This is a genomic window from Knoellia sinensis KCTC 19936 (assembly GCF_000768705.1).
Classification (GTDB): Bacteria; Actinomycetota; Actinomycetes; order Actinomycetales; family Dermatophilaceae; genus Knoellia; species Knoellia sinensis.
This window is the reverse complement of record NZ_AVPJ01000003.1, coordinates 150,763-175,985: the sequence shown is the minus strand read 5'-3', so window position 1 is coordinate 175,985 and position 25,223 is coordinate 150,763. Positions and strand designations below refer to the sequence as shown.

The 25,223-nt window shown below is 67.4% G+C and carries 25 protein-coding genes and 1 tRNA gene; all 26 read left to right on the top strand.

Features of this window, described 5'->3' with window-relative positions; genetic code table 11:
• The first annotated feature begins 8 nt into the window (after positions 1-8).
• The 26 genes from N802_RS05550 to rpoB all read left to right on the top strand — a co-directional run bounded on the left by N802_RS05550 (position 9) and on the right by rpoB (position 25,137).
• Positions 9-563, top strand: coding sequence for an RNA polymerase sigma factor (locus N802_RS05550; protein ID WP_035913409.1), 555 nt, complete (start codon positions 9-11; stop codon positions 561-563).
• Positions 560-1,414, top strand: coding sequence for an anti-sigma factor family protein (locus N802_RS05545; RefSeq protein ID WP_052109462.1), 855 nt, complete (start codon positions 560-562; stop codon positions 1,412-1,414). Before N802_RS05550 ends, N802_RS05545 begins: the two co-directional genes overlap by 4 nt.
• Positions 1,411-2,283 (top strand): ATP-binding cassette domain-containing protein, encoded by an 873-nt coding sequence (locus tag N802_RS05540; RefSeq protein WP_035913407.1) that lies wholly within the window; start codon positions 1,411-1,413, stop codon positions 2,281-2,283. The genes N802_RS05545 and N802_RS05540 overlap by 4 nt, the downstream gene beginning before the upstream one ends.
• Complete coding sequence (locus tag N802_RS05535) at positions 2,283-3,224, top strand: hypothetical protein (protein ID WP_035913403.1); 942 nt, start codon at positions 2,283-2,285, stop codon at positions 3,222-3,224. The genes N802_RS05540 and N802_RS05535 overlap by 1 nt, the downstream gene beginning before the upstream one ends.
• Complete coding sequence (locus N802_RS05530) at positions 3,221-3,823, top strand: hypothetical protein (protein WP_035913401.1); 603 nt, start codon at positions 3,221-3,223, stop codon at positions 3,821-3,823. The genes N802_RS05535 and N802_RS05530 overlap by 4 nt, the downstream gene beginning before the upstream one ends.
• 55 nt (positions 3,824-3,878) lie before the next feature.
• On the top strand, positions 3,879-4,700 hold the full coding sequence (locus N802_RS05525) for an alpha/beta fold hydrolase (RefSeq protein WP_035913399.1): 822 nt from the start codon (positions 3,879-3,881) through the stop codon (positions 4,698-4,700).
• Between the two features lie 144 nt (positions 4,701-4,844).
• Positions 4,845-4,917: transfer RNA gene (locus tag N802_RS05520), tRNA-Trp, on the top strand.
• A 31-nt stretch (positions 4,918-4,948) separates the two neighbouring features.
• Positions 4,949-5,224: a preprotein translocase subunit SecE gene (secE, locus tag N802_RS05515; protein WP_035913398.1), complete on the top strand. Its 276-nt coding sequence runs from the start codon at positions 4,949-4,951 to the stop codon at positions 5,222-5,224.
• Positions 5,225-5,297: 73 nt separating this feature from the next.
• Positions 5,298-6,230, top strand: coding sequence for a transcription termination/antitermination protein NusG (gene nusG / locus N802_RS05510; RefSeq protein ID WP_035913396.1), 933 nt, complete (start codon positions 5,298-5,300; stop codon positions 6,228-6,230).
• Positions 6,231-6,300: 70 nt separating this feature from the next.
• Positions 6,301-6,735 carry a 50S ribosomal protein L11 gene (gene rplK / locus N802_RS05505; RefSeq protein ID WP_035913393.1) on the top strand — a complete coding sequence of 145 codons (435 nt, stop codon included), beginning with the start codon at positions 6,301-6,303 and terminating at the stop codon, positions 6,733-6,735.
• A 146-nt stretch (positions 6,736-6,881) separates the two neighbouring features.
• Complete coding sequence (rplA, locus tag N802_RS05500; RefSeq protein ID WP_035913391.1) at positions 6,882-7,604, top strand: 50S ribosomal protein L1; 723 nt, start codon at positions 6,882-6,884, stop codon at positions 7,602-7,604.
• A gap of 326 nt (positions 7,605-7,930) precedes the next feature.
• Positions 7,931-8,926 carry an ABC transporter ATP-binding protein gene (locus N802_RS05495; RefSeq protein ID WP_035913390.1) on the top strand — a complete coding sequence of 332 codons (996 nt, stop codon included), beginning with the start codon at positions 7,931-7,933 and terminating at the stop codon, positions 8,924-8,926.
• Positions 8,923-9,690, top strand: coding sequence for an MlaE family ABC transporter permease (locus tag N802_RS05490; protein ID WP_035913387.1), 768 nt, complete (start codon positions 8,923-8,925; stop codon positions 9,688-9,690). The genes N802_RS05495 and N802_RS05490 overlap by 4 nt, the downstream gene beginning before the upstream one ends.
• Positions 9,691-9,704: 14 nt before the next feature.
• Entirely contained in the window at positions 9,705-10,532 is an 828-nt protein-coding gene (locus N802_RS05485) for an MlaE family ABC transporter permease (RefSeq protein WP_035913384.1), read from the top strand.
• Positions 10,533-10,534: 2 nt separating this feature from the next.
• A complete protein-coding gene (locus tag N802_RS05480; RefSeq protein ID WP_035913379.1) occupies positions 10,535-11,845 on the top strand; it encodes an MCE family protein in 1,311 nt (436 codons plus the stop codon).
• A complete protein-coding gene (locus N802_RS05475) occupies positions 11,842-12,870 on the top strand; it encodes an MCE family protein (protein WP_035913376.1) in 1,029 nt (342 codons plus the stop codon). The genes N802_RS05480 and N802_RS05475 overlap by 4 nt, the downstream gene beginning before the upstream one ends.
• Positions 12,867-13,838 carry an MCE family protein gene (locus tag N802_RS05470; protein WP_035913373.1) on the top strand — a complete coding sequence of 324 codons (972 nt, stop codon included), beginning with the start codon at positions 12,867-12,869 and terminating at the stop codon, positions 13,836-13,838. Before N802_RS05475 ends, N802_RS05470 begins: the two co-directional genes overlap by 4 nt.
• A complete protein-coding gene (locus N802_RS05465; RefSeq protein WP_035913371.1) occupies positions 13,835-15,103 on the top strand; it encodes an MCE family protein in 1,269 nt (422 codons plus the stop codon). Before N802_RS05470 ends, N802_RS05465 begins: the two co-directional genes overlap by 4 nt.
• Positions 15,100-16,329: an MCE family protein gene (locus tag N802_RS05460; RefSeq protein WP_035913368.1), complete on the top strand. Its 1,230-nt coding sequence runs from the start codon at positions 15,100-15,102 to the stop codon at positions 16,327-16,329. The genes N802_RS05465 and N802_RS05460 overlap by 4 nt, the downstream gene beginning before the upstream one ends.
• Entirely contained in the window at positions 16,326-17,597 is a 1,272-nt protein-coding gene (locus tag N802_RS05455) for an MCE family protein (RefSeq protein ID WP_035913364.1), read from the top strand. The genes N802_RS05460 and N802_RS05455 overlap by 4 nt, the downstream gene beginning before the upstream one ends.
• Positions 17,594-18,085 carry a hypothetical protein gene (locus tag N802_RS05450; RefSeq protein ID WP_035913361.1) on the top strand — a complete coding sequence of 164 codons (492 nt, stop codon included), beginning with the start codon at positions 17,594-17,596 and terminating at the stop codon, positions 18,083-18,085. Before N802_RS05455 ends, N802_RS05450 begins: the two co-directional genes overlap by 4 nt.
• A gap of 241 nt (positions 18,086-18,326) precedes the next feature.
• Entirely contained in the window at positions 18,327-18,818 is a 492-nt protein-coding gene (locus tag N802_RS05445) for a hypothetical protein (protein WP_156971294.1), read from the top strand.
• A gap of 111 nt (positions 18,819-18,929) precedes the next feature.
• The gene (locus N802_RS05440; protein ID WP_035913357.1) at positions 18,930-19,712 is read left to right on the top strand and encodes a hypothetical protein; all 783 of its coding nucleotides are present in this window, start codon (positions 18,930-18,932) and stop codon (positions 19,710-19,712) included.
• Positions 19,713-20,028: 316 nt separating this feature from the next.
• Positions 20,029-20,655 carry a 50S ribosomal protein L10 gene (gene rplJ, locus N802_RS05435; protein ID WP_035913354.1) on the top strand — a complete coding sequence of 209 codons (627 nt, stop codon included), beginning with the start codon at positions 20,029-20,031 and terminating at the stop codon, positions 20,653-20,655.
• Between the two features lie 74 nt (positions 20,656-20,729).
• On the top strand, positions 20,730-21,119 hold the full coding sequence (gene rplL / locus N802_RS05430; protein ID WP_035913351.1) for a 50S ribosomal protein L7/L12: 390 nt from the start codon (positions 20,730-20,732) through the stop codon (positions 21,117-21,119).
• 529 nt (positions 21,120-21,648) lie between these two features.
• Entirely contained in the window at positions 21,649-25,137 is a 3,489-nt protein-coding gene (rpoB, locus tag N802_RS05425) for a DNA-directed RNA polymerase subunit beta (RefSeq protein WP_035913349.1), read from the top strand.
• Positions 25,138-25,223: the final 86 nt, after the last annotated feature.

The window sequence follows — 25,223 nt, the reverse complement described above, 5'->3', positions numbered from 1 at the left end:
GTCTTTGTATGGCGCACGGTGACGGGCCCGCGGATGCGGAGCTGATCCGGGCCCTCCAGTCGGGGGACCTCGACTCGCTGCGCCTGTTGTACGACCGGCACGCCCCCTGGCTCTCCGCACGGCTCCACCGGCGGTGCAGCGACCCGGACGTCGTGGCCGACGCGCTCCAGGACTGCTTCACCGCGGTCTGGCGCTCGAGCGGGTCCTGGCGTGGAGACGGAGAGGTGGCTGCGTGGCTGTGGGGGATCGCGATTCGTCGACTCGTGTCCCGGCTCCGCTCGCCGAGCGCAGTGCGACAGGGCGGTTTCGACGACGTGGCCGAGTCGGGGGTCACAGAGAGTGCCGAGGAACGCGTCCTCCTCGGCATCGAGTACGGCGACCTCGGCGGAGCACTGGACCGGCTGAGTCCCGAGATGCGCGCAGTCGTCGAAGCAACAGTCCTCGACGGGCTCACCAGCCGTGAGGCCGCCAGCCTCCTGGGCATCCCCCAGAACACCGTCAAGACACGCTTGCACCGCGCCAAGGCGCAGCTACGAGCCGACCTCGCGGGAGGAACTCCATGAGCCAGGACCAGCGGACGTGGCACGCGAACGAAGAGCTGCTCACGGCATACATGGAAGGCAGGGGCACGCCCACCGTCGCTGCGTCGATCGAGCAGCATCTCGTGCGGTGTGCGGAGTGCCGTGAAGTCGTGGCCACGCTGACCGACCCCGAGCCCCTGAGGGGCGTCTGGGACCGCATCGCGACCGAAGTGTCGGCGCCGTCGACGTCGCTTGCCGAGCGCGTCCTCATTCGGCTGGGCCTGACCGACCGTGATGCCGTCCTCGTGCGATCGGCGCCGACGGCGCGCGGCGCATGGTTGCTCGGCATCCTGCTGTGCCTGGTCTTCGCGATCCTGGCTGCGGCAGCGGGCGGGGAAGGCGCGACCCTGCTCTTCCTCTGGACCGCACCGTTGGTGCCCGTCCTCGCAGTGTCGACGGCGTTCGGCCAGGACGCTGACCCGAGCTGGGAGATCGTCGTCGCGAGCCCGTTCTCACCGCTCCGACTCGTCCTGCTCAGGTCCGTGGCCGTGATCGCGACCGCACTGCCTTTGTCTGCCCTCGCCGGCGCGTTGCTGCCGGGTCCTGCGTGGCAGGCGGTCGCGTGGTTGGTGCCGTCGCTCGCGGGTGTCGCCCTGACCCTCGCACTTGCCACATGGTGGCCGGTGGCGCGCGCGGCTGCTGGGGTGGCCATCGCGTGGATCGTCGTCAGCGGAACGGTCGTCGCGCAGGGGCGTCGCGCATCGGGGGGTCAGGCCACCATCGACCTCCTGGCCGGGGGCGTGCTCCCCATCTATGTCCTCATCGCTCTCGCGGCGGCAGTCGTCGTCGCACTCCGGTCGGATCGCTTGTCCCAGATGGGAGGAACGGCATGAGTACCACCGTCACGTTCACAGGAGTCACCCGGCGCCATGGGAAGGGCATTGCCCTTGACCGAGTCGACGTGGCCCTCGAACCCGGAGTCACCGGGCTCCTCGGCCCCAACGGTGCTGGCAAGACCACGTTGTTGCGGCTCCTCGCCACCGTCCTGCCCCCGACCGAGGGGCGGTGCCGCATCCTGGGCCTCGACCCCGACTCGTCCGACGATCGGATCGAGATCCGTCGCCGGCTCGGATACCTCCCGCAGGAGGTGGGGTATCCGAGGGGCTTCACGGCGTTCGAGTTCGTCGACTACGTCGCCGCGCTCAAGGAGTGGAGCGACCGCCCCGGCCGTCACGCCGAGGTCAGGCGCGTCCTCGATCTGGTGGGGATGGCTGATCTGGCGGGCAAGAAGATGCGGCGTCTCTCGGGAGGGCAGCGCCGCCGAGTCGCTCTGGCGCAGTCGCTCATCGGCTCTCCTGAGTTGCTCATCCTCGACGAACCCACGAACGGCCTCGACCCGGAGCAGCGGGCCTCGCTGCGCGGGGTGCTGTCCTCGGCCGGTCAGCGGTCCACGATTCTGCTCGCGACGCACCAGACGGAGGACGTGGCGGCGCTGTGCGAGCGGGTCATCGTGCTCGACTCGGGGCGGATCCGCTACGACGGGTCGGTCCGAGACCTGGTGGCGCAGGCTGCCGGTCGGGTCTGGCTGGCCGATGTCGAGTCGCCGAATGCGCTCAGTTCCTGGCGCACTGGCACGGGTCGGTTCCGCCACGTGGCCATGGACGCACCCCAGGGTGTCGAACTCGCCGAGCCGACGCTCGAGGACGCCTATCTGCTGCTGCGCGGCGGAGAGCGCGACAGCGTCGACATGGAGGTGGCGTGATGTCTGCTGCATCCGCCCCCGTCTTGGACGCCGTTCCGCAACCGGCCGCGGGCGCGCAGGGCGTGGTGCGCACCCTCACGCGCATCGAGGTCGGTCGACTGCTCCGGCAGCCGGTGTTCATCATCGCCGTCCTCCTGTTCGTGCTCACCGCGGTGATGGGCTCCGTCAACGAGTACGCGAACGCCGATTACGTCATCACCGAGGGGGGCGGGACCGAGTCCAACCTCGACTGGCCGGTACTTCCGGCGTTCATGCTCGGATTGGGAGGGCTCATCGCGATGAACCGCGTCACCAAGGGGGCATCGCGCGCCGGTGACGTGGTGCTCGCCGCCCCGGCCAGCGCCTTCCAGCGCAGCCTGGCCTTGTGCCTCGCCTGTCTCGTTCCCGCGGGGATCGCCCTGCTCGCAGGTGTTTTCGAGTTCACCCGCTGGATGGTCGACCCGCCGGTTCAGAGCATGAGTTGGGGCGAGTTCACCAGCGGCGAACTGGCCGCGATCGTCCTGCAGGGTGTCCTTGCTGCTCTCGGTGGCCCCCTCCTCGGCGTGGCCGTGGCTCGTTGGTGGCGGTGGCCGACCGCCGGCGCCATCACGGCCGTCGGTCTGATCCTGTGGTCGGTCCTCAGCGGCGTGGTGCGGGACACCTCCGTGTGGGAGCGGTTGCTCCACCACACGGCACCCTTCACCTTGGTGGCCTACAACACCGAGGGCGTCTCGTGGACCCAGGGCGGGAACCACTACTGGCGTTTCGCCTACCTCGTCGGTCTGTGCCTGCTCGCCGCGATCGCGGCCTGCGCGCACGGCTCAACGGGTGAGCTGCGCCGAACCCTCGTCAGGGCAGCTCTGATCGTGGGGGGCCTCACCATCCTGGCCTTGGCCCTCACGGTCCTGACCGGCCAGGTGGGCCACTACGGTCCGTGGGATCCGCGTTGGACCCTCTCGTGATCCCGCTCGACGCAGCGCGGGCCGAGTTGAGGGCGGTGGCATGGGGGCCGTTGTCGGTCGCGGCTGGCGCGGCAGCCCTCCTCCTCGCGCTCGACCTCACGCTGTGGCCGCGCGGGCCCGGGGCCCTTCCGGGCTGGCTGGGCGCGGCGCTGCTGGCCGGCGCAGCGTGCTTCGCGATGGACCAGCCGGCGGCCATCGTGGTCGCCGCGACGCCGACCGGTCATGCGCGGCGGACGGCTGTGCGCGCCACTCTCGGCCTCGTCCTGGTGACCGTCTGGATGGCGTATGCCGTGGTGTGGCGTTCCCAACCGACCGTGGCAGTCCCGCTCTGGTGGGCCCAGGCGCTGGTGGGGTGCAGCCTGGTCCTCGCCGGAGTGGGGCTGTCCGCGGTGCTCGTTCGGCGGGGACAACTCGAGCCGGCAGGCGGCGTCACAGCGGGTCTGGTGCTGAGCGTCATGGGCCTCGGAGTGGTCCCACTCCCGTGGCGGGTGGAGGCCTTCGACCTGTCGGGCACGCAGGCGTCGACGACCGTGTTCTGGTTGGTCGTCGCCGGTGTGGGTCTCGCGGCCCTCCTGTGGGGTGCCAGCGACAGGTCATGAGGCACGTGTAGCCACCGGCCTCTGGGCTCCCGATCCCCGATGTGAGGATCGACCCATGTCAACACCGGCCCTTCACGTCGTCGAGCGCGGCCCCGCTCAGGGCATCCCCGTCGTCGCAATCCATGGCTGGACTCCGGACCACCGGATCATGACCGGCTTCCTCGAGCCCCTGTTTGCGCAGGTGTCCGGCTACCGCCGCATCTACCCGGACCTTCCGGCGATGGGCCGCTCACCCGTTGGTGACGCGGCTTCGAGCGCGGACGTCGTGGACCGCGTCGAGGCCATGCTCGACGAGCGGCTGGGCGACGCGACCTTCCTCCTCGTCGGGGAGTCGTACGGCGGCTACGTCGCTCGTGAAATCGTGCGTCGCCGCCCCGGGCAGGTGCGCGGCCTCGCGCTCGTGTGCCCCGTGGGACCGGTGGTGGAGCGTGCTTCCCGCTCCAGGGCGCCCGGAGTCGTGCTCGAGCGGGACGAGGTCTTCTTGGACACCCTCGACGCGCAGAGCCGCCGCGAGTTCGAGGACAACGCGGTCATCCAGACCCCAGAGACGTATGCCGCGTTCGCCGCTGACGTGGCACCTGGCCTCGCGCTCGCGGACGAGCAGGGAATGGCGCGCATTGCCGAACGATGGGATCTGGGCCACCTTCCCGAGGAGGGGCGCACCTTCGACCGTCCGACGTTGTGGCTGCTCGGGCGCCAGGACTCGTCGGTCGGGTATCGCGACCAGTGGGAGCTCATCGAGCACTACCCGCGAGCGACTTTCGCGGTGCTCGACCGGGCCGGGCACAACGCGCAGTTCGAACTGCGTGGACTGACGGAGTCCCTCTTCCGCGACTGGCTGCAGCGTGTGGAGGCAGAGGCGGGCGAGCCGGGCTGACGCGCTGAGGCGCCGGCCGGCGCCCTGCCCGTCGCGGTTTCGCGTCGGGCCGGGGCGTCACGTATGCTGTTCCCTCGGTGAACGCACCATGATTCGTCATGCCTGTGGTCGCCGCGGAACCTCCCACCCAACGGGTGCGTTCCTAGGGCAGTGGCTCAATTGGTAGAGCACCGGTCTCCAAAACCGGCGGTTGGGGGTTCGAGTCCCTCCTGCCCTGCAAGTTCAGATCATTTCGGAGAAGAGGAATCGTGACGGAAGTGGGCGAGTCCCGCCGCTCGCGGCAGACGAACAAGTCGGCCGGCAAGAGCGGCAACCCCGTTTCGCGGCTCTTCCGGTCCTTGGCTGTGTTCATCAGCGAGATCCTGGCCGAGCTCCGCAAGGTGGTTCGTCCCACGCGCTCCGAGCTGTGGAACTACACGATCGTGGTCATCGTGTTCGTCTCCGTGATGATGGCGCTCGTCTCCGGCCTGGACTTCGGGTTCCAGAAGCTCGTCGCTCTCGTCTTCGGCAACGGCGGCGACTGAACGACAGCTGCCTCCATCGAGGTCGCCCCCGCACCACGTTGAAACAAACGCTGCACAGGAAGTAGGTCTGCACGTGTCCGACCAGTGGACGTCCAACGGCAACTCCGTCGCCGAGTCAGCCTCTGGCGACCCCGAGATCGAGGTGCTCGACGCGGAGGTTGAGACCGAAGAGACCAGCGAGGCCACTGAGTCTGGCGAGACCGCCGAGGCGGATGAGGCCGCGGACTCCACGTCCGACGAGGCCGCCGACGACGCAGCCGCCGACGACGCGGCCGCCGAGCACGACGCCGGTGACGAGGACGACGAGGACGAGGCCCCCAGCGAGGGTGTTCTCGCCGCCGCGACGACCCAGTCCGACGAGGACGGCGACGTCGTCCCCACCGACGTCGATCCGATCCAGGCGTTCAAGGACGACCTCGCCTCCAAGTTCGGTGACTGGTACGTCATCCACTCCTACGCGGGCTACGAGAACCGCGTGAAGACCAACCTCGAGACTCGGATCCAGTCCCTCAACATGGAGGACTACATCTTCGAGATCGAGGTCCCCATGGAGGAGGTCACCGAGATCAAGAGCGGTCAGCGCAAGCTGGTCCGCCGGGTCCGGATGCCCGGATACGTCCTCGTCCGCATGGACCTCACCGACGAGTCGTGGGGCGCCGTGCGCCACACGCCCGGTGTCACGGGCTTCGTCGGCAACGCGCACCAGCCGGTGCCGCTGAGCCTCGACGAGGTCTACACCATGATCAAGCCTGCTGACCTCGAGATCGCCGCGGCCGCCGCCGCCGCGCCCGGCACGACGCCCGCCGCCGGCGATGCTGCCTCGGCTGCTCCCGTCGTCGACTTCGAGGTCGGCGAGTCGGTCACCGTCATGGACGGCCCCTTCGAGACCCTTCCGGCGACGATCTCCGAGATCAACGCCGAGAGCCAGAAGCTCAAGGTTCTCGTCTCCATCTTCGGCCGGGAGACCCCGGTCGAGCTGTCGTTCAGCCAGGTCGCCAAGATCTGACGCTCGTCGGCGCTGCAACCGGGTCATCGCCCACGGCGTAGGCCCACCACCAAGTTAGGAAACACAGAGCATGCCTCCCAAGAAGAAGGTCGCGGGTTACATCAACCTGCAGATCCAGGCCGGTGCGGCCACCCCGGCTCCGCCCGTCGGTCCCGCCCTCGGTCAGCACGGCGTCAACATCATGGAGTTCGTCAAGGCGTACAACGCTGCGACCGAGCACCAGCGGGGCAACATCATCCCCGTCGTCATCACCGTCTTCGAAGACCGCTCCTTCACCTTCATCACCAAGACGCCGCCGGCGTCCGAGCTGATCAAGAAGGCCGCGGGCGTCCAGAAGGGCTCCGGCGAGCCGCACAAGACCAAGGTCGCCAACCTCACGGTCGACCAGGTCCGCGAGATCGCCGAGCAGAAGATGCCCGACCTCAACGCCAACGACGTCGAGGCCGCGATGAAGATCATCGCCGGCACCGCGCGCCAGATGGGCATCACGACCGACCTCAAGTGACCTTCGGTCACCAACAACGTTCGGTATGCCGTCCGCTCGGCTGAGCGGACGGCATACCGAAAAGCTTCTCTCACCTGAGCGAAGCGCGTGGGAGGGCCAGCGCAGGCCCGGACCACAACTCCACCCCTGAATCACCAGGAGCAGAAATGAAGCGCAGCAAGAGCTACCGCGCGTCCGCCGAGAAGATCGCGGCCGACAAGGTCTACAGCCCCCTCGAGGCCGTCCGCCTCGCGAAGGCCGGCGCCAAGGCCAAGTACGACGAGACCGTCGAGGTCGCGATGCGACTCGGCGTCGACCCCCGCAAGGCCGACCAGATGGTCCGCGGCACCGTGAACCTGCCCCACGGCACGGGCAAGACGGCCCGCGTCCTCGTGTTCGCCAACGGCGACAAGGCCGAGGCCGCCCGCGCTGCCGGTGCGGACTTCGTCGGCTCCGACGACCTCCTCGAGAAGGTCGCCGGCGGCTGGCTCGACTTCGACGCGATCGTTGCCACGCCTGACCTCATGGGCAAGGTTGGTCGCCTCGGAAAGGTCCTCGGCCCCCGCGGCCTCATGCCGAACCCGAAGACCGGCACGGTCACGATGGACACGGCCAAGGCCGTCTCCGACATCAAGGGCGGCAAGATCGAGTTCCGCGTCGACAAGCACTCGAACCTCCACTTCATCATCGGCAAGGCCTCCTTCGACGAGAAGGCCCTGGTCGAGAACTACGCCGCGGCTCTGGAGGAGATCCTCCGTCTCAAGCCGGCGTCGTCGAAGGGCCGCTACATCAGCAAGGCCACGATGTCGACGACGATGGGCCCGGGTGTCCCGCTGGACTTCACCAAGACCCGCAACCTCCTCGAGGACGACGCTCAGGCTGACGCCTGATCCTCTCCCCTCGCACAACGGCCCCCGTTCTCCGGAACGGGGGCCGTTGTCGTGTGCAGCCAGGGTCGTGGCTCCACTGGCCGCCGGGCGTGGCCCACATTCGCCGACTGCATGTGACCATTTCGAGTCAGGAAGGCCCTCGTCCGTTCGGGTGAGGGCCCTTGTCGTGCTTGGCTCGGTGTGACGTGTCCTTCGTCTCGCCTCCCAGCGGTTGCCCCCGGAAGTAACCCGGGGTAACTTCGCCGGAGCCCAGTTGCACCGCCGCCTCGGGTCCCCTGCCCTGGCGGCGTCCCCGGCTTCGCAACGGGCTGGAGAGTGAGTGCTGCATGGGTGTCGCCATCGAGGTCACCGGACTGACGAAGTCCTTTGGCTCGCAAAAGATCTGGAACGACGTCACCCTGACCCTCCCCGCGGGGGAGATCTCCGTGATGCTCGGCCCGTCAGGCACGGGCAAGTCGGTCTTCCTCAAGACCTTGGTTGGTCTGCTCAAGCCCGACGCGGGCTCGATCGTCATCAATGGCGACGACCTCGTGACGCTCAAGGAGCACGACCTCTACGAGGTGCGCAAGCTCTTCGGTGTCCTGTTCCAGGACGGCGCACTCTTCGGCTCGATGAACCTCTACGACAACGTGGCCTTCCCGCTGCGGGAGCACACGAAGAAGTCGGAGTCCGAGGTGCGCCGCATCGTCCTCGAGAAGATGGACCTCGTCGGCCTGTCCGGCGCCGAGGACAAGCTCCCGGGTGAGATCTCGGGTGGCATGCGCAAGCGTGCGGGCCTGGCGCGGGCCCTCGTGCTCGACCCCGAGATCCTCCTCATCGACGAGCCGGATTCGGGTCTGGACCCTGTGCGCACGTCCTACATCAACCAGCTCTTCATCGACCTCAACGCGCAGATCGACGCGACCTTCCTCATCGTCACGCACGACATCAACTCGACCCGGACGGTGCCGGACAACATCGGCCTGCTCTATCACAAGCACCTCGCGATGTTCGGGCCGCGCGAGATGCTGCTCAGCTCGGAGGAGCCGGTGGTGCGTCAGTTCCTCAACGCCCAGACGATCGGCCCGATCGGGATGTCCGAGGAGAAGGACGCCGACGAGCTTGCTGCCGAGTCCGGTCAGGAGCTGCCGCCGCTTCCCCCGATCCCGCTCCAACTCGGCACGAGCGACGGCAGGCCCCGTCGGGCGGCGAAGCCGGCGGGGGAGTGGTGCCGCGCCCACGGCGTCACGCCACCGCCCGGGTCCTTCCTGTCGGGCAATGCCGGGGTGCCCGGCGTCTCACAGTCGGTCGAGGTGTCCACGGCGCTGGGTGCGGCGACATGAACGTCATCACCGGCCCCGTCAAGCAGGCCGGCGCGCTCTTCGCGATGACGCTCGACATCCTGGTGGCGCTGCCGAAGCGGCCGTTCCAGACCAAGGAGTTCATCCAGCAGTGCTGGTTCATCGCGTCCGTGACCATCGTCCCAACGGCGCTGGTTTCCATCCCGTTCGGCGCGGTCATCGCGCTGCAGCTCGGCACGCTGACCCGCCAGCTCGGCGCGCAGTCGTTCACCGGCGCGGCGAGCGTTCTCGCCGTCGTTCGCGAGGCGTCCCCGATCGTCACCGCCCTGCTGGTGGCCGGTGCCGGTGGTTCGGCGATCTGTGCCGACCTCGGCTCACGCAAGATCCGCGATGAGATCGACGCGATGGAGGTGCTCGGGATCAGTCCGATCCAGCGCCTGGTCGTGCCCCGGGTGCTGGCCTGCATGCTCGTCGCGGTGCTGCTCAACGGGCTCGTGTCCGTCGTGGGCGTCGCCGGTGGCTACTTCTTCAACGTCATCATCCAGGGCGGCACCCCTGGTGCCTATCTCGCGTCGTTCACGGCGTTGGCCCAGCTGGCCGACCTGTGGACGTCGGAGATCAAAGCCCTCCTGTTCGGGGCCGTGGCGGCCATCGTCGCGTCCTACAAGGGTCTGACGGCCGGCGGAGGCCCGAAGGGCGTGGGTGACGCCGTGAACCAAGCGGTCGTCATCACCTTCATGCTGCTCTTCGTCATCAACTTCGTCGTCTCGGCCATCTACTTCCAAATCGTTCCGCAGAAGGTCTGAGGGGTGGATCAACGATGACCCGTACCAAGGACCTCGCCGCGCTCCCGGGCAAGACGCTCGACGGCCTGAGCGACCAGATGCACTTCTACGTGCGCTCCCTGTCCTGGAGCCCGCGCACGATCCGCCGCTACAAGAAGGAGATCTTGCGGCTTCTCGCCGAGGTCTCCCTCGGCACGGGCGCCCTGAGCGTCATCGGTGGCACGGTCGGCGTGCTCACCTTCATGGCGTTCTTCACCGGAAGCCAGGTCGGCCTCCAGGGCTACTCGTCCCTGAACCAACTCGGCACCGGTGCCTTCGCCGGCTTCCTCGCGGCCTACCTCAACACCCGTGAGATCGCGCCCCTCGTCGCCGGACTCGCCCTCGCTGCCACGGTGGGTTGTGGCTTCACCGCCCAACTCGGCGCGATGCGGATCTCGGAGGAGGTCGACGCCCTCGAGGTCATGGGCATTCCGTCACTGCCGTTCCTCGTGACGACGCGAATGATCGCGGGCTTCATCGCCGTCATCCCGCTCTATGTCATTGGTCTGCTGTCGTCCTATGCCGCGACGCGCTTCATCGTCACCGACTACTTCGGGCAGTCCAAGGGCACCTATGACCACTACTTCCATCTGTTCTTACCGCCGATAGACATCCTCTATTCGTTCCTCAAGGTGCTCGTCTTCGCCGTGATCATCATCCTGATCCACTGCTACTACGGCTACAACGCCAGCGGTGGTCCCGCAGGTGTGGGCGTGGCCGTCGGCAAGGCCGTGCGGACCTCGATCGTCGCCGTGAACGTCGTCGACTTCTTCTTCTCGCTCGCGGTGTGGGGCGCGACAACCACCGTGAGGATCGCGGGTTAGCCATGGCCAATTCCACTCTCGGACGACTCGGTCACCGCACCTATGGCGTGGCGTTCCTACTCGTCATCGCCCTCCTCCTCAGCCTCTCCATTGCATCCTTCAAGAAGGTGTTCACGGACGTCGTGGAGGTGACCCTCAACACCGACCGCATCGGCAGCCAGATGCAGGCCGCATCGGACGTCAAGATCCGCGGACTGATCGTCGGGGAGGTGCGCAGCATCGACTCCACGCCTGCAGGGGCGACGCTGCACCTGGCCCTCAAGCCGGAGATGGTCCCCCTCATCCCGGCCAAGGTGAGCGCCCGCCTGTTGCCCAAGACCCTCTTCGGTGAGCGCTATGTCGACCTGGTGGCACCCGCGGGGGAGCCCGGGCGGGCGATCCGCGCGGGTGACGTGATCCCCCAGGACCGCACGACGGTGGCCATCGAACTGGAGCAGGTCTTCGAGGACCTCCTGCCGCTGCTGCGCTCGATCGAGCCGGCGAAGCTCGCAGCCACCCTCAACGCTCTCGCGACGGCGCTCGACGGGCGGGGGACGAAGCTCGGCAAGAACCTCGTCCTCGTCGACGAGTACTTCACCCAGCTCAACCCGCACATGCCGACGATCCAGGCCGACATCTCCGGTTTGGCCGATCTGGCAAGCACGTATGCCGTGGCGGCACCCGAGCTGCTCCGCGCGGCGAAGGCGCTGCTCACGACCAATGCCACCATTGTCGAGAAGCAGAAGGAGCTCTCGGGCTTCCTCGCCGGCACGGCCGGCTTCGCCAACACGACCGCGGGGTTCCTGGAGACGAACCAGAACCGGATCATCCAGGTGGGTCGGGTCCAGCGGCCTACCCTCCAGGTGCTGGCGAAGCACTCGCCGATCTATCCGTGCTTCACGCAGGGCCTCGTCAGGTTCCTCCCTCGCGCGGAGGGCATCGTGCGCGACGGTGTCTTCCACATCACCCTCGAGATGGCGCCACAGCGGGAGCCGTACCACCCGGGCGAGGAGCCGGCGTGGGGCGAGAAGCGCGCACCCAACTGCCATGGCCTGCCCAACAACACGAGGGGGAGCCAGGCCAATCCGGCCGGCGCGACCAAGTTCGATGACGGCACCGATGGGGCCACGACTGGGGCATCCATGTCGACGTTGCCGCAGGCGTTCCTCGCGCCCGGGGCTGCTCGGATCCCCGCGGTGGACGCAGGCGTTGCCGGGACGATCGAGGAGCAGAAGGTCGTGGGCGCGCTGGTCGGTGTGAAGCAGGGGGAGGATGCCTCGCTGGCAACTCTGCTCGCCGGGCCGATGCTGCGGGGAATGGTGGTGAACCAGTGAAGACGACCCCGAGTCTGGTGAAGTTCCTGATCTTCGCCCTCGTGACGATTCTCGCCACGGGCACCCTCGCGGCAACGATCGCCAACATCCAGCCCGGCGATCGCAACGCGTTCAAGGCGGTGTTCACCGACGTCACGGGACTGGCCAAGGGCCACGAGGTCCGCATCGCCGGCGTGCGTGTCGGCACGGTCAAGGACATCAAGGTCGCGGGTGATCGCACCCATGCGGACGTCACGTTCGACGTCCTCTCCAGCAGCACTCTGACTCGTGGAACGGTCGCGACGATCAAGTACCGCAACCTCGTCGGCGAGCGCTACATCGCCCTGACGCAGGGACCGGGGGAGGCCACTGCGCTCAAGGACGGTGACACCATCCCCCTGGAACGCACCCACCCCGCGCTCGATCTCACCGTCCTCTTCAACGGGTTCAAGCCGCTGTTCGCGGCCCTGTCCCCGAAGGACGTCAACGAGCTCTCGGCGCAGATCATCTCGGTGCTCCAGGGTGAGGGCGGCAACATCAACACGCTGCTCGGCCAGACCGCCTCGCTCACCGGGACGTTGGCGGATCGAGACGAGGTCATCGGCCGCGTCATCACCAACCTCACGACCGTGCTCACCACCGTCGAGCGGCACGACAGCGCACTCGGCGAGCTGCTCATCCAGTTGCAGCGCTTCGTCTCCGGGCTGGCGGCTGACCGCAAGGCCATCGGCGAGTCGCTCACCAACATCAACTCCGTGGCCGACGAGACCGCGCAGTTGCTGGCCGCCGGCCGACCGGACCTCAAGACCGACATCGCCCAGCTCGGTGCGTTGGCCAAGAACCTCAACGAGCCCGCCAACACGGCTCTGTACGAGAAGTTCATCACCGGGTCGCCGGAGAAGATCGCCACGATCACGCGGACGACGACCTACGGGTCCTGGTTCAACTTCTATCTCTGCCGGTTCGACGTCGAGAACCTGCTCCTGCCCACCGGACCGACCCCGGGTGGGCTGGGCTACAACGTCGCTGCTGCGAGGTGCCGATGAACACGCCGTTCCGTTCGCGAGACCCATTGCCGATCGGGATCGCGGGCCTCATCGCCATCGGTCTCGTCCTCTTCGCCGCGTTCAACGCCTCGAAGCTCCCCATCATCGGCGGTGGTGACTCCTATGTCGCGTCGTTCACCGAAGCAGGCGGACTCCGAGTGGGGGACGACGTCCGCATCGCCGGCGTCCGAGTCGGCAAGGTCACCGACGTGCGCCTTGCGGGCAACAAGGTCGACGTCGACTTCCGCATCACCGAGGACGTGTCCTTCGGCCCGGAGTCAGGCGCCTCGATCCGGATGAAGACCCTGCTCGGCCAGAAGTACGTCTCACTCGAGCCCAAGGGCCGGGGCCAGATGCCGGAGGGCGCGACGATCCCGACATCGCGCACGGTGTCGAGCTACGACATCATCGATGCGTTCTCCGACCTCACCGAGACCACCGAGAGCATCGACACCGAGCAGTTGGCGGACTCCCTCGACACCCTCGCGACCGAGTTCTCCGGCACCCCCGAGAACGTCAGGCTCGCGCTCGACGGACTGACCCGACTCTCACGCACCATCGCCAGCCGGGACACCGAACTCAAGGCGCTGCTCAAGGCGAGCAACTCGGTGTCGGGCACGTTGGCGGACCAGAACAAGGTCATCGAGAAGATCATCGTCGACGCCGACCTGCTCCTGGCCGAGCTCTATGAGCGCCGCGAAGCCATCCACACGCTGTTCACCAACACGAGCGCGATGGCCGTGCAGATCACCGGGCTCGTGCGCGACAACCGTGCAGCGCTGGGGCCCGCGCTCGCGGAACTCAACAAGGTCCTCGAGACGCTGCGCAAACACGAAGCCGACCTCACCAAGACCATCGACGCCATGGTCCCGTTCACGCGGGTCTTCGCGAGTGCACTGGGTACGGGTCAGTGGTTCGACACCTACATCCAGAACCTCACGGTTCCCGTCGGGACGGTGAGCCGATGAAGCACGGACAGAAGCCGAGCATCCTGCCCAAGGTCATCGCGGCCCTCGTCGTCGTGGGCCTCGTGGCGGCCGCGTTCGTCTGGTGGCCCCGAGGCGACAAGGTCACCGTGACCGGCGACTTCTCGCGCGCGGTGGGCCTCTTCCCCGGATCGGACGTTCGGGTCCTCGGAGTCCACGTCGGCCAGGTCACCGAGGTCGAGCCGCGAGGCGAGACGGTCCGGGTCACCTTCGAGGTCGACGAGGACGTCAAGGTGCCCGCCGACGCGAAGGCGGCCGTTGTCGCACCCTCGCTGGTGAGTGACCGCTACGTGCAGCTGCTCCCGGCCTACACGAGCGGCGCGGTCATGAAGGACGGAGCGACCATTCCCCGAGAGCGCACCGCCGTTCCCGTGGAGCTGGACCGGATCTCGCAGACCCTCGACGAGTTGATGGTCGCCCTGGGCCCCGAGGGAGCCAACAAGGAGGGTGCTCTCACCCGGATGCTCGACACGAGTGCCCGCAACCTCAAGGGCAACGGCCAGAACCTCAACGACATGAATCGCGGTCTCTCACAGGCGGTCCAGACGTTCGCGGAAGGTCGTGGTGACCTGTTCGCCACGGTCAAGAACCTCGAGACCTTCACCGGGATGCTCGCCAAGAACGACGAACAGGTCCGGCGACTCAACACCGACCTGTCCAAGGTCTCGGACCAGCTCGACGGCGAACGTGACGACCTCGAGGCGGCGCTCAAGAACCTCGCCGTGGCGCTCAACGAGATCTCGAGCTTCGTCAAGGACAACCGCACCGTGCTCACCAAGGACGTCGAGCAGCTCACGGGCCTCACCACTGCGGTGGCGTCCAAGCGCGACGCCCTGGCCAAGACGCTCGACAACGCTCCAGGGGCCCTCTCGAACCTGCAACTCGCCTACAACCCGGCGTCGGGCACGCTCGACACCCGCAGCAACATCGAGGGCCTCGACGACCCGGCCCTGATCCTGTGCTCACTGCTCACGGGGCCGACTGGCACGGGGAACGCGAACCCCAACCTCTGCACTCTCCTGCAGCGAACCATCCCCAAGGGCGGTCTTCCGGTGCCCGGAGTGCTCAACCTGCCCGGCCTGTCCGCACTTCCTGCCGCGTTCACCGTCCCCGGGGTCGCAGCGACCCTGGCCCCCAGCGCTGCCGCGGCATCGCCGGAGAAGCCGACGGCCGAGACCGTGGACGTCACCATTCGAGGTGCCGACGCCACGCTCGGCGGCCTCCTTCCCAAGGAGGACAAGCCATGACGTATGCCGTCCGCTCGGCTCGCGCCGTCACCATCGCCGTGGCCAGCGCACTGGTTCTGTCCTCGTGCCAGGGTGCATTCGACCTACCCCTTCCCGGAGGGGCCAAGGGCGAAGGTCCGTCGATGACCGTCAAGGTCGATTTCGCCGACGTCCTCGACCTGGTGCCCAAGTCCGCGGTGAAGATCAACGAGGTGGCCGTCGGCCAGGTCGAGAAGATCGAGCTCAACGGGTGGACTGCCCGAGTCACGCTCTCGATCCCCGAGTCGAGCAAGCTGCCGGACAACGCCACCGCCGAGCTCAAGCAGTCCTCGCTGCTCGGTGAGAAATACATCGCGCTGTCCGGGCCGGTGCGCGGCAAGGCCGAGGGAACCCTCTCCGAGGGTGACCTGATTCCGCTCGAGCGCACCAACCGCAACCCCGAGGTCGAAGAGGTCCTCTCGGCGATGTCGTTGCTGCTCAACGGCGGCGGCATCGCACAGCTCGGTGTCATCGAGCGCGAGCTCAACAACGCGCTGCGGGGCAACACCCACGAGATCAAGCACCTCATCGGCGAGCTCAACACCTTCATCGGGGGACTTGAGGACCAGAAGGCCGAGATCGTGCGCGCGATCGAGATGGTCGACAAACTGGCCGCCCGCCTCGCCGAGCAGAAGGAACTCATCGCCACAACGCTTCAGGAGATCCCCAAGGGGCTCAAGGTCCTCGCCGACCAGCGCGTCCAGCTGACCCAGATGCTTCAGGCGCTGAGTCGCCTCGGGGCCGTCGGCACCACGGTCATTCAGGGGTCCAAGGAGGACACGCTGGCCAACCTCAAGGCGCTGGCGCCGATCCTCACGCAGCTCAACAAGGCCGGCGATGCCCTCCCGCAGTCGCTCCAGCTGCTGCTGACGTACCCCTTCCCCGACAAGACGCTCGAGGCGATCAAGGGTGACTACGTCAACCTCGGAGTCACTGCAGACCTCGACCTGCGCGAGTTCAAGCTCCTCGAGAACGGGGTTCCCGGCAGCCCCATCCCCGGACTCACGCTGCCGAAGGGGCCGACTCTGCCCGTGCCACCGGTCCCGATGCCGTCAGCCCCCGTTCCCGTCCCGAACGTTCCGACGAGCACTCCCCGGCCGACGGGCACGACGCCACCGCGCAACCCGCTGTGTCCGCCGCTGTGCACCGGTGGCTCGGCCGGTGCCGACCGATCGTGGACCACGCTCTACGGAGGCGGTGCCGCATGATCCGCACCCTGACCAAGGCGCAGCTTGCTGCCTTCCTGCTCATCACCATCGTCGGTGTCTCGATCCTGTCGGCGAACTACGTGGGCCTCACCCAGCGGTTGCTCGGCGGAGGAGCGGAGTTCTCCGCGAGCTTCGCCCAGTCCGGAGGCATCTTCGTCGGCTCCGAGGTCACCTACCGTGGCGTCAAGGTCGGCAGGGTGACAGGCCTCGAGCTCGAGAAGGACGGCGTCCTCGTGCAGGCCCAGCTCGACCGCGGCGCCGAAGTCCCCAAGGACACCAAGGCCGTCGTCGAGAACCGCTCGGCGGTCGGCGAGCAGTACCTCGACCTCCAGCCCCGGTCCTTCGGAGGCCCCGTCCTCGCAACGGGAGATGTCATCCCACGCAAGGACACGGCATACCCGATCCGAGTCGACGAACTCCTGCTGCACGTCGACAAGACGGTGAAGTCGGTGGACCAAGAGGACCTGCGCACCGTGATCGACGAACTCGGGACCGGATTCGAAGGCTCCGGCCCTGATCTGGGACGACTCATCGACAACGGGGACCTGCTCACCCAGGCCGCCATCGACGCGCTGCCCGAGACCGTGCGTCTGCTCCAGCAGAGCAAGACCGTCCTCGACACCCAGCGGGAGACGGCGCCGGAGATCAAGAACTTCGCCACCGACTTCGCCAACCTGTCGGAGACGCTGCAGAAGTCCGACGCGGACCTCCGGCTCATCCTCGATCGAGGCGTGGTGGCGTCGAAGGAGCTCGAGACCCTCATCAAGGACAACGAGGCCAACCTCGGCGTGCTCATCGCCAACCTCATCACCGTGGGTCAGGTGACCACCTCGCGGATCGACGGCATCGAGCAGATGTTCGTGACCTATCCGGAGGCCGTGGCCGGCAGCTTCACCGTCGTCCCGGGTGACGGCACCGCCCACTTCGGGCTCCAGACCGGGATGCAGCCAGCCGCCTGCACCCGTGGCTATGAAGGGACCAAGAAGATCGACCCCAACCAGACCCAGAACCTTCCGCCGGTCAACGCCTCGGCTGGGTGCACCCTGCCCCGTGGGTCGGCGTCCAACGTGCGTGGCGCACAGAACGCACCCCGACCCCGGAGTGGTGTTGCGTCCTCGCACCCGCTCGCCATGGGTGGTCAGTTGCTCCCGCTCGGGAACGACGCGTTCGCCGAGGGCAGCCCGCAGATCTCCGCACCCCTCGCGCCCACCGGCGGTGCAGCGGGCGCAGATTCATGGTCGTGGATGATGCAGGAGGCAGCTCGATGAGCCGTACGACAACCGTCCGGATGATGTGGGCCTTCACGGTGCTCGCACTCGTCGCCACGGTCGCCCTCGCGGCCACACGCGGCCGAGCCTGGTGGGACACCCGGCAGACCGAGCAGGCCCAGACCGAGGCCCTGGCCGCGGGGCGCCAGCTCGCCGTGAACTTCGCGACGATCGACTACCGCAAGGTCGACCAGGACACCGGTCGAGTCAAGGCGGGCGCGACGGGTGAGTTCCTCACGAGCTACTCCCAGCAGCTCGAAGACCTCAAGAAGGTCATCGTCGAGAACAAGTCGGTGAGCAGCGTCGAGCGGTCCGAGGCCGCCCTTGTCGACGGTGACCGTGACTCGGCGACCGTGATCGTCGGAATCATCGCGCCGACGACCAATACCGTTGTGCCACAAGGGGAGAAGAAGACCTATCGCACCAAGCTCGGCCTCCGCCGAGTGGGCGAGCAGTGGAAGGTGGAGCGCCTTGAGTTCGTCGGCTAATCGTCGCCCCCGCGTCGCTGGCGAGCGCCGGCGCCCCTCACGCGAACATTCCCCTGACCAGACCCCCGACCTACCGGGCGGGAAGGGTCGCGATCACAGCACTGACGGCCCGGTAGGTGCAGAGGACGACCGTGCCGTAGCCGGGGAGGAAGCCCCGGTCGTTGAGCCGGCCGACGCCGAAGCATCCGACCTACCGGGCCGGAAGGGTCGCGATCACAGCACTGACGGCCCGGTAGGGGAGGTGGACAGAGGGGCAGGTCGCAGGGCGCTCCTCGTCCCCGGGATCGCGCTTGCCGTGGCGCTCGCCCTGCTGGCGACGGTCCTGATGGTGACCCGCGAGGACCCGGAGGCCCGCAACCGCGAAGCCTCCGCGGCCAGTGCGACAGCGCGTTCTTCGCTGGAGCAGGTCCTCAGCTACAACCACGCAACGATGACCGAGCAGCTCCCCGCGAGCCAGGCGCTCCTCACCGGCGGCTTCAAGAAGGAGTTCGGCGAGACGATGACCAAGACCATCGTCCCGCTCGCCCAGAAGGACAACACCGTGGTCAAGGCCCGCGCCTACGAGGTCGGGGTGATGTCGCAGACCGACGACAGCGTGACCATCCAAGCGTTCGTCAACCAGGCCCGCACCAGCGATGCGCAGAAGGAACCCTCGATCGACCAGAACCGTGTCATCGCGACGATGGAGCGCGTCGGCAACCGGTGGCTCATCTCCTCGCTCAAGGCCTACTGATCCCCTCGGCTCCCGGCCCCGGCCGGCGAGCCGGGCGGGTCCACGTCCCGGCGGCGTGAACGGCCGTCGCGGGAACGCGGTTACCCTCGAGGGACCCAACGTGGAGGAACCATGAAGATCACCCTGCGCCGCTCCAGTGGTGCTGCACTTGCCCTCGCCGGCCTGCTCGCACTCGGTGCGTGCGGCTCGTCCGACACCGGATCCGGCGACAAGGACACGTCCACCAGCACCTCCGAGAAGGCCGCCTCCGGCGACACGATCGACGCCGGGGACCTCGCCAAGCGGATGGCCACTGCCATGCAGAAGGCCGGAAGCGGCACGATGGCCATGGAGACCGGCGGGGAGAGCGCCAAGGGCGACTTCCGCTACGTCGACGGCAAGCTCGAGCAGCACACCAACGTCCCGGTCCAGGGCCAGGCCATGGAGATCATCGCCATCGGTGACTTCGTCTACCTCAAGGGTCTTCCCGGGCAGGCCAAGCCGTGGGTCAAGATCGACCCGAAGGCCTCCGACCCGATCAGCCAGATGTTCAAGAACATGGCCGAGGGCGGCGTGAGCGACCCGGCCAAGATGGCCGGCAACCTCAAGGGCACCGAGGCGAAGGTGAAGTCCAAGGACGGCGACAACACGACCTACGAGTTCGAGGTCGAGGCCGCGAAGGCCCTGGGCGCCACCGCCTCGCCGAGTCCAAGCCCCTCGGCCAGCGCACCCGCGCAGACGAAGTTCACGATCACCTACGTCCTCGACAAGGAGGACCGCCCCGTCACCATCTCGACCATGGCCGGTGGCCAGGAGATCAAGGTGGCCTACAGCGACTGGGGCAAGAAGGTCGACATCACCGAGCCGCCCGCCGACCAGGTCGGGCCGATGAGCTTCCCCTCCGGCGCCAGCTGAGACATCGGCTTCGTGCCCCGTTGGGACGACGAGCTTCGGCGAGTTGTCCCAACGGGGCACGAAGTCGATCAGAGGGTGGCCGATTTGGTCGTATGCCGTCCGCTCACCTAAGGTTGCCCTCGACCAAAGACCGCCGGTTGTCCGGTGCACCCGCACCAGACCGAAGGTTCCGCGAGAGCGGGCAACCAGCGCAGGCCCGAGTTTCGATCAGTGCGACGTGTGAGATCGCATTGCCTGAGCCCCGCGCCCTGCGCCGGGGCTCGATCTGTTTCACGCGGGTCTTCGCCGGAGGTCGTACCGACGGAAGGAGGCCCGAATGTCTCGTGCAGACAAGTCCGCGGCGATCGCCGAGCTCGCGGAGAAGTTCCGTAGCTCCAACGCCGCTGTTCTCACGGAGTACCGCGGGCTCTCGGTGGCTCAGATCACCGAGCTTCGTGGCGCCCTTCGTGGCAACGCGACCTACGCCGTGGTCAAGAACACGCTGACCGAGCTTGCCGCCAAGGAGGCCGGAGTCACGGCCTTCGACGGCCAGCTCGTGGGACCGTCGGCCATCGCCTTCGTTGAGGGTGACCCGGTCGAGGCTGCCAAGGGTCTGCGTGACTTCGCCAAGGCAAACCCCCTCCTCGTGATCAAGAGCGGCCTGCTCGAGGGCAAGGCCCTCTCGGCCGCGGAGATCACGAAGCTCGCGGACCTCGAGTCCCGCGAGGTGCTTCTTGCCAAGCTGGCCGGCGCCATGAACGCGTCGCTCAGCCAGGCTGTCTACCTCTTCGCCGCGCCGCTGTCGCAGACCGCTCGGGTCGTCGACGCGCTGCGCGCCAAGGTCGAGACCGAGGGTCCGGCTGTCGCCGCTCCCGCGGCCGAGACCGCTGTTGAGGAGACCCCCGCCGAGGCCGCACCGGCCGAGGCCACCGAAGACGTCGCCACGGGTGGCGACGACGCCTGAGACCCAGCCATCCGGTTGAGTCCAGGAAAACACCACCGCCACTCACGGCATACACACAGTAGAAAGGCGCCATCATGGCCAAGCTCAGCACCGACGAGCTCCTTGAGGCCTTCAAGGAGATGACCCTCATCGAGCTCTCCGAGTTCGTCAAGCAGTTCGAGGACACCTTCAACGTCACCGCCGCCGCGCCCGTCGCGGTTGCCGGTGTCGCTGCCGCCGCCGGTGGCGGCGACGCTGCCGCTGCCGAGGAGCAGGACGAGTTCGACGTCATCCTCGCCGCGGCCGGCGACAAGAAGATCGCCGTCATCAAGGAGGTCCGCGCGCTGACCTCCCTCGGTCTCAAGGAGGCCAAGGACCTCGTCGACGGCGCCCCGAAGCCCGTCCTCGAGAAGGTCGACAAGGCTGCGGCCGAGAAGGCCAAGGAGCAGCTCGAGGGCGCAGGCGCCACGGTCGAGCTCAAGTGAGCCGAGCCTCCTAGAGGCTCAACCACTCCGCGAACGGGCGGGACGGATCCACGGATCCGTCCCGCCCGTTCCGCATGCGGCACCCTGGTGCGAAGGAACTTTTGCTCCCCATGAGAGCACCTTCGGGGTCCGGAGGCTTCTTCGGCCTCCGGGCCCCGCACCTTCCCTCATGGGGCGGGAAAGTGGGGCTCGACTCGGCAGAAACCTGCGCGTATGCCGGGTGCAACGCTTGACGTGCGCCCGTGGGGGAGTCATTCTTTGCGGGTCACACCGTGTGCTTCTCGCGCACGACGGCTGACCTGACCCGAGTCCCGCCCAGCGGCGAGATTGACAGGGCTGGACTGTTGCGCCCTTTTTGTCTAGACTGTTGCTTTGCCCTGCCCATGACCTCCTTCTGCTCTCGTCGAGCGATCTCCGCTGTGCCCCCGCCGCAACCCGGCTCCCGCACTGTGCCGATCGACGCCGAGCCGTCGGGAGCCGTGAGCCGTGCGACCACCGTAAAGACACATGGCCAGTGGAAGGACCATCCTTGGCTGCCTCGCGCACCGCGTCCAAGACCGTGACCACCGCAATGACGGCTTCGGGCCGTCTCTCGTTCGGCAAGATCCGTGAGCCCCTGGAGGTCCCTGACCTCCTCGCCCTGCAGACCGAGAGCTTCGACTGGCTCCTCGGCAACGAGCGGTGGCAGGAGCGCGTCGCTGAGGCGCTCGAAGCCGGCCGCGACGACGTCCCCGAGCGTTCGGGACTCGAGGAGATCTTCGAGGAGATCTCCCCCATCGAGGACTTCAGTGGCTCCATGTCGCTGTCGTTCCGCGACCACCGCTTCGAAGATGTCAAGTACTCCATCGAGGACTGCAAGGAGCGCGACCAGACCTACTCCGCGCCCCTGTTCGTCACCGCGGAGTTCATGAACAACACCACTGGTGAGATCAAGAGCCAGACGGTCTTCATGGGCGACTTCCCGCTCATGACCGAGCGCGGCACCTTCATCATCAACGGCACCGAGCGCGTCGTCGTCTCCCAGCTCGTCCGCAGCCCGGGTGTCTACTTCGAGCGCACGGCCGACAAGACGTCCGACAAGGACATCTACACCGCCAAGATCATCCCGAGCCGTGGCGCCTGGCTCGAGTTCGAGATCGACAAGCGCGACATGGTCGGCGTCCGCGTCGACCGCAAGCGCAAGCAGTCCGTCACCGTCCTCCTCAAGGCCCTCGGCATGACCGAGGCCCAGATCCGCGAGGAGTTCGCCGGCTACGAGTCCATCGAGCTCACCCTCGACAAGGACAACACCGAGGGCCAGGACGACGCGCTGCTCGACATCTACCGCAAGCTCCGTCCGGGCGAACCGCCGACCCGTGAGGCCGCGCAGAACCTGCTCGACAACCTCTACTTCAACGGCAAGCGCTACGACCTCGCCAAGGTGGGTCGCTACAAGATCAACAAGAAGCTCGGCCTCGACGGCGAGCTCACGAACTCGACCCTCGCGATCGACGACATCGTCGCGACGATCAAGTACATCGTGGCGCTGCACAACGGTGACGAGACCCTGCCCGGCAGCCGCAAGGGCGAGGCCATCGACATCCGCGTCGAGACCGACGACATCGACCACTTCGGCAACCGTCGCCTGCGCAACGTCGGCGAGCTCATCCAGAACCAGGTCCGCACCGGCCTGTCCCGGATGGAGCGCGTCGTCCGCGAGCGCATGACGACCCAGGACGTCGAGGCGATCACGCCGCAGACCCTGATCAACATCCGCCCGGTGGTGGCGTCGATCAAGGAGTTCTTCGGCACCTCGCAGCTGTCGCAGTTCATGGACCAGAACAACCCGCTGTCCGGGCTGACGCACAAGCGTCGTCTGTCCGCGCTCGGCCCGGGTGGTCTCTCCCGTGACCGCGCCGGCATGGAGGTCCGTGACGTCCACCCGTCGCACTACGGCCGCATGTGCCCGATCGAGACCCCTGAAGGTCCCAACATCGGTCTGATCGGCTCGCTCGCGTCCTACGGTCGCATCAACGCCTTCGGCTTCATCGAGACGCCCTACCGCAAGGTCGTCAAGGGCCGCATCACCGACGAGGTGCACTACCTCTCGGCGGATGAGGAGGACGAGCACGTCATCGCCCAGGCGAACGCGACGCTCGACGCAGCCGGTGAGCGCTTCGCCCACGAGCGCGTCCTCGTGCGCGTCAAGGGTGGCGAGGTCGAGTACGTCCCGGCCGACGAGGTCGACTACATCGACGTCTCCGCGCGCCAGATGGTCTCGGCCGCAACCGCGCTCATCCCGTTCCTCGAGCACGACGACGCCAACCGTGCGCTCATGGGTTCCAACATGCAGCGTCAGGCCGTGCCGCTCGTGAAGTCCGAGGCTCCGCTCGTCGGCACCGGTATGGAGTTCCGCGCCGCGGTCGACTCCGGTGACGTCGTCGTGGCCGAGAAGGCCGGTGTCGTCACGGAGGTCTCCGCTGACCTCGTGACGGTCGCCGCCGACGACGGCACGTCGCGGACCTACCGCATCGACAAGTTCACCCGCTCCAACCAGGGCAACAGCTACAACCAGCGCGTGGTCGTGGCCGAGGGTGACCGACTCGAGAAGGGTGGCCTCATCGCCGACGGTCCCGCGACCGACGGTGGCGAGATGGCTCTCGGCCGCAACCTCCTCGTGGCGTTCATGCCGTGGGAAGGCCACAACTACGAGGACGCGATCATCCTCAGCCAGCGTCTGGTGCAGGACGACGTCCTCTCCTCGATTCACATCGAGGAGCACGAGGTCGACGCCCGCGACACCAAGCTCGGCCCGGAGGAGATCACCCGCGACATCCCCAACGTCTCCGACGAGGTCCTCGCCGACCTCGACGAGCGCGGGATCATCCGCATCGGTGCCGAGGTCCGCGACGGCGACCTCCTCGTCGGCAAGGTCACGCCCAAGGGTGAGACCGAGCTGACCCCGGAGGAGCGCCTGCTCCGCGCCATCTTCGGTGAGAAGGCCCGCGAGGTGCGCGACACCTCGCTCAAGGTCCCTCACGGTGAGACCGGCACGGTCATCGCGGTCAAGGTCTTCGACAAGGACGACGGCGACGAGCTGCCCCCGGGCGTCAACCAGCTCGTGCGTGTCTACGTGGCCAACAAGCGCAAGATCACCGATGGTGACAAGCTCGCCGGCCGCCACGGCAACAAGGGCGTCATCTCCAAGATCCTGCCCGTCGAGGACATGCCGTTCCTCGAGGACGGCACGCCGGTCGACGTCGTGCTCAACCCGCTCGGTGTCCCCGGTCGAATGAACATCGGCCAGATCCTCGAGCTGCACCTGGGTTGGGCCGCGAGCCGCGGTTGGGAGATCGAGGGCAACCCCGAGTGGGCCGACCTCATCCCCGCCGACGCTCGCGCCGCCGAGCCCGGCACCCGTGTCGCGTCCCCCGTCTTCGACGGTGTGCGCGAGAACGAGATCGTCGGTCTCCTCGACAGCACGCGCAAGACGCGTGACGGTGTCCGCCTCATCGACAGCTCCGGCAAGACCCAGCTCTTCGACGGCCGCTCCGGTGAGCCGTACCCCGAGCACGTGTCGGTCGGCTACATGTACATCCTCAAGCTGCACCACCTCGTGGACGACAAGATCCACGCGCGCAGCACGGGTCCGTACTCGATGATCACCCAGCAGCCGCTCGGCGGTAAGGCCCAGTTCGGTGGCCAGCGCTTCGGTGAGATGGAGGTCTGGGCGCTCGAGGCCTACGGTGCGGCCTACGCACTGCAGGAGCTGCTCACGATCAAGTCGGACGACGTCAACGGTCGTGTCAAGGTCTACGAGGCCATCGTCAAGGGCGACAACATCCCCGAGCCCGGCATCCCCGAGTCCTTCAAGGTGCTCATCAAGGAGATGCAGAGCCTCTGCCTCAACGTCGAGGTCCTGTCCAGCGATGGCCAGGCGATCGAGATGCGTGAGGCCGAGGACGACGTCTTCCGCGCTGCGGAAGAGCTCGGCATCGACCTGTCGCGCCGCGAGCCCAGTTCGGTCGAAGAGGTCTGATCCGTATGCCGTGCGCTCACCTGACGCACGCAGCGCTCGGTGAGCGCACGGCATACGCCAGCTTTTTCTGACCCACATTCTGATTT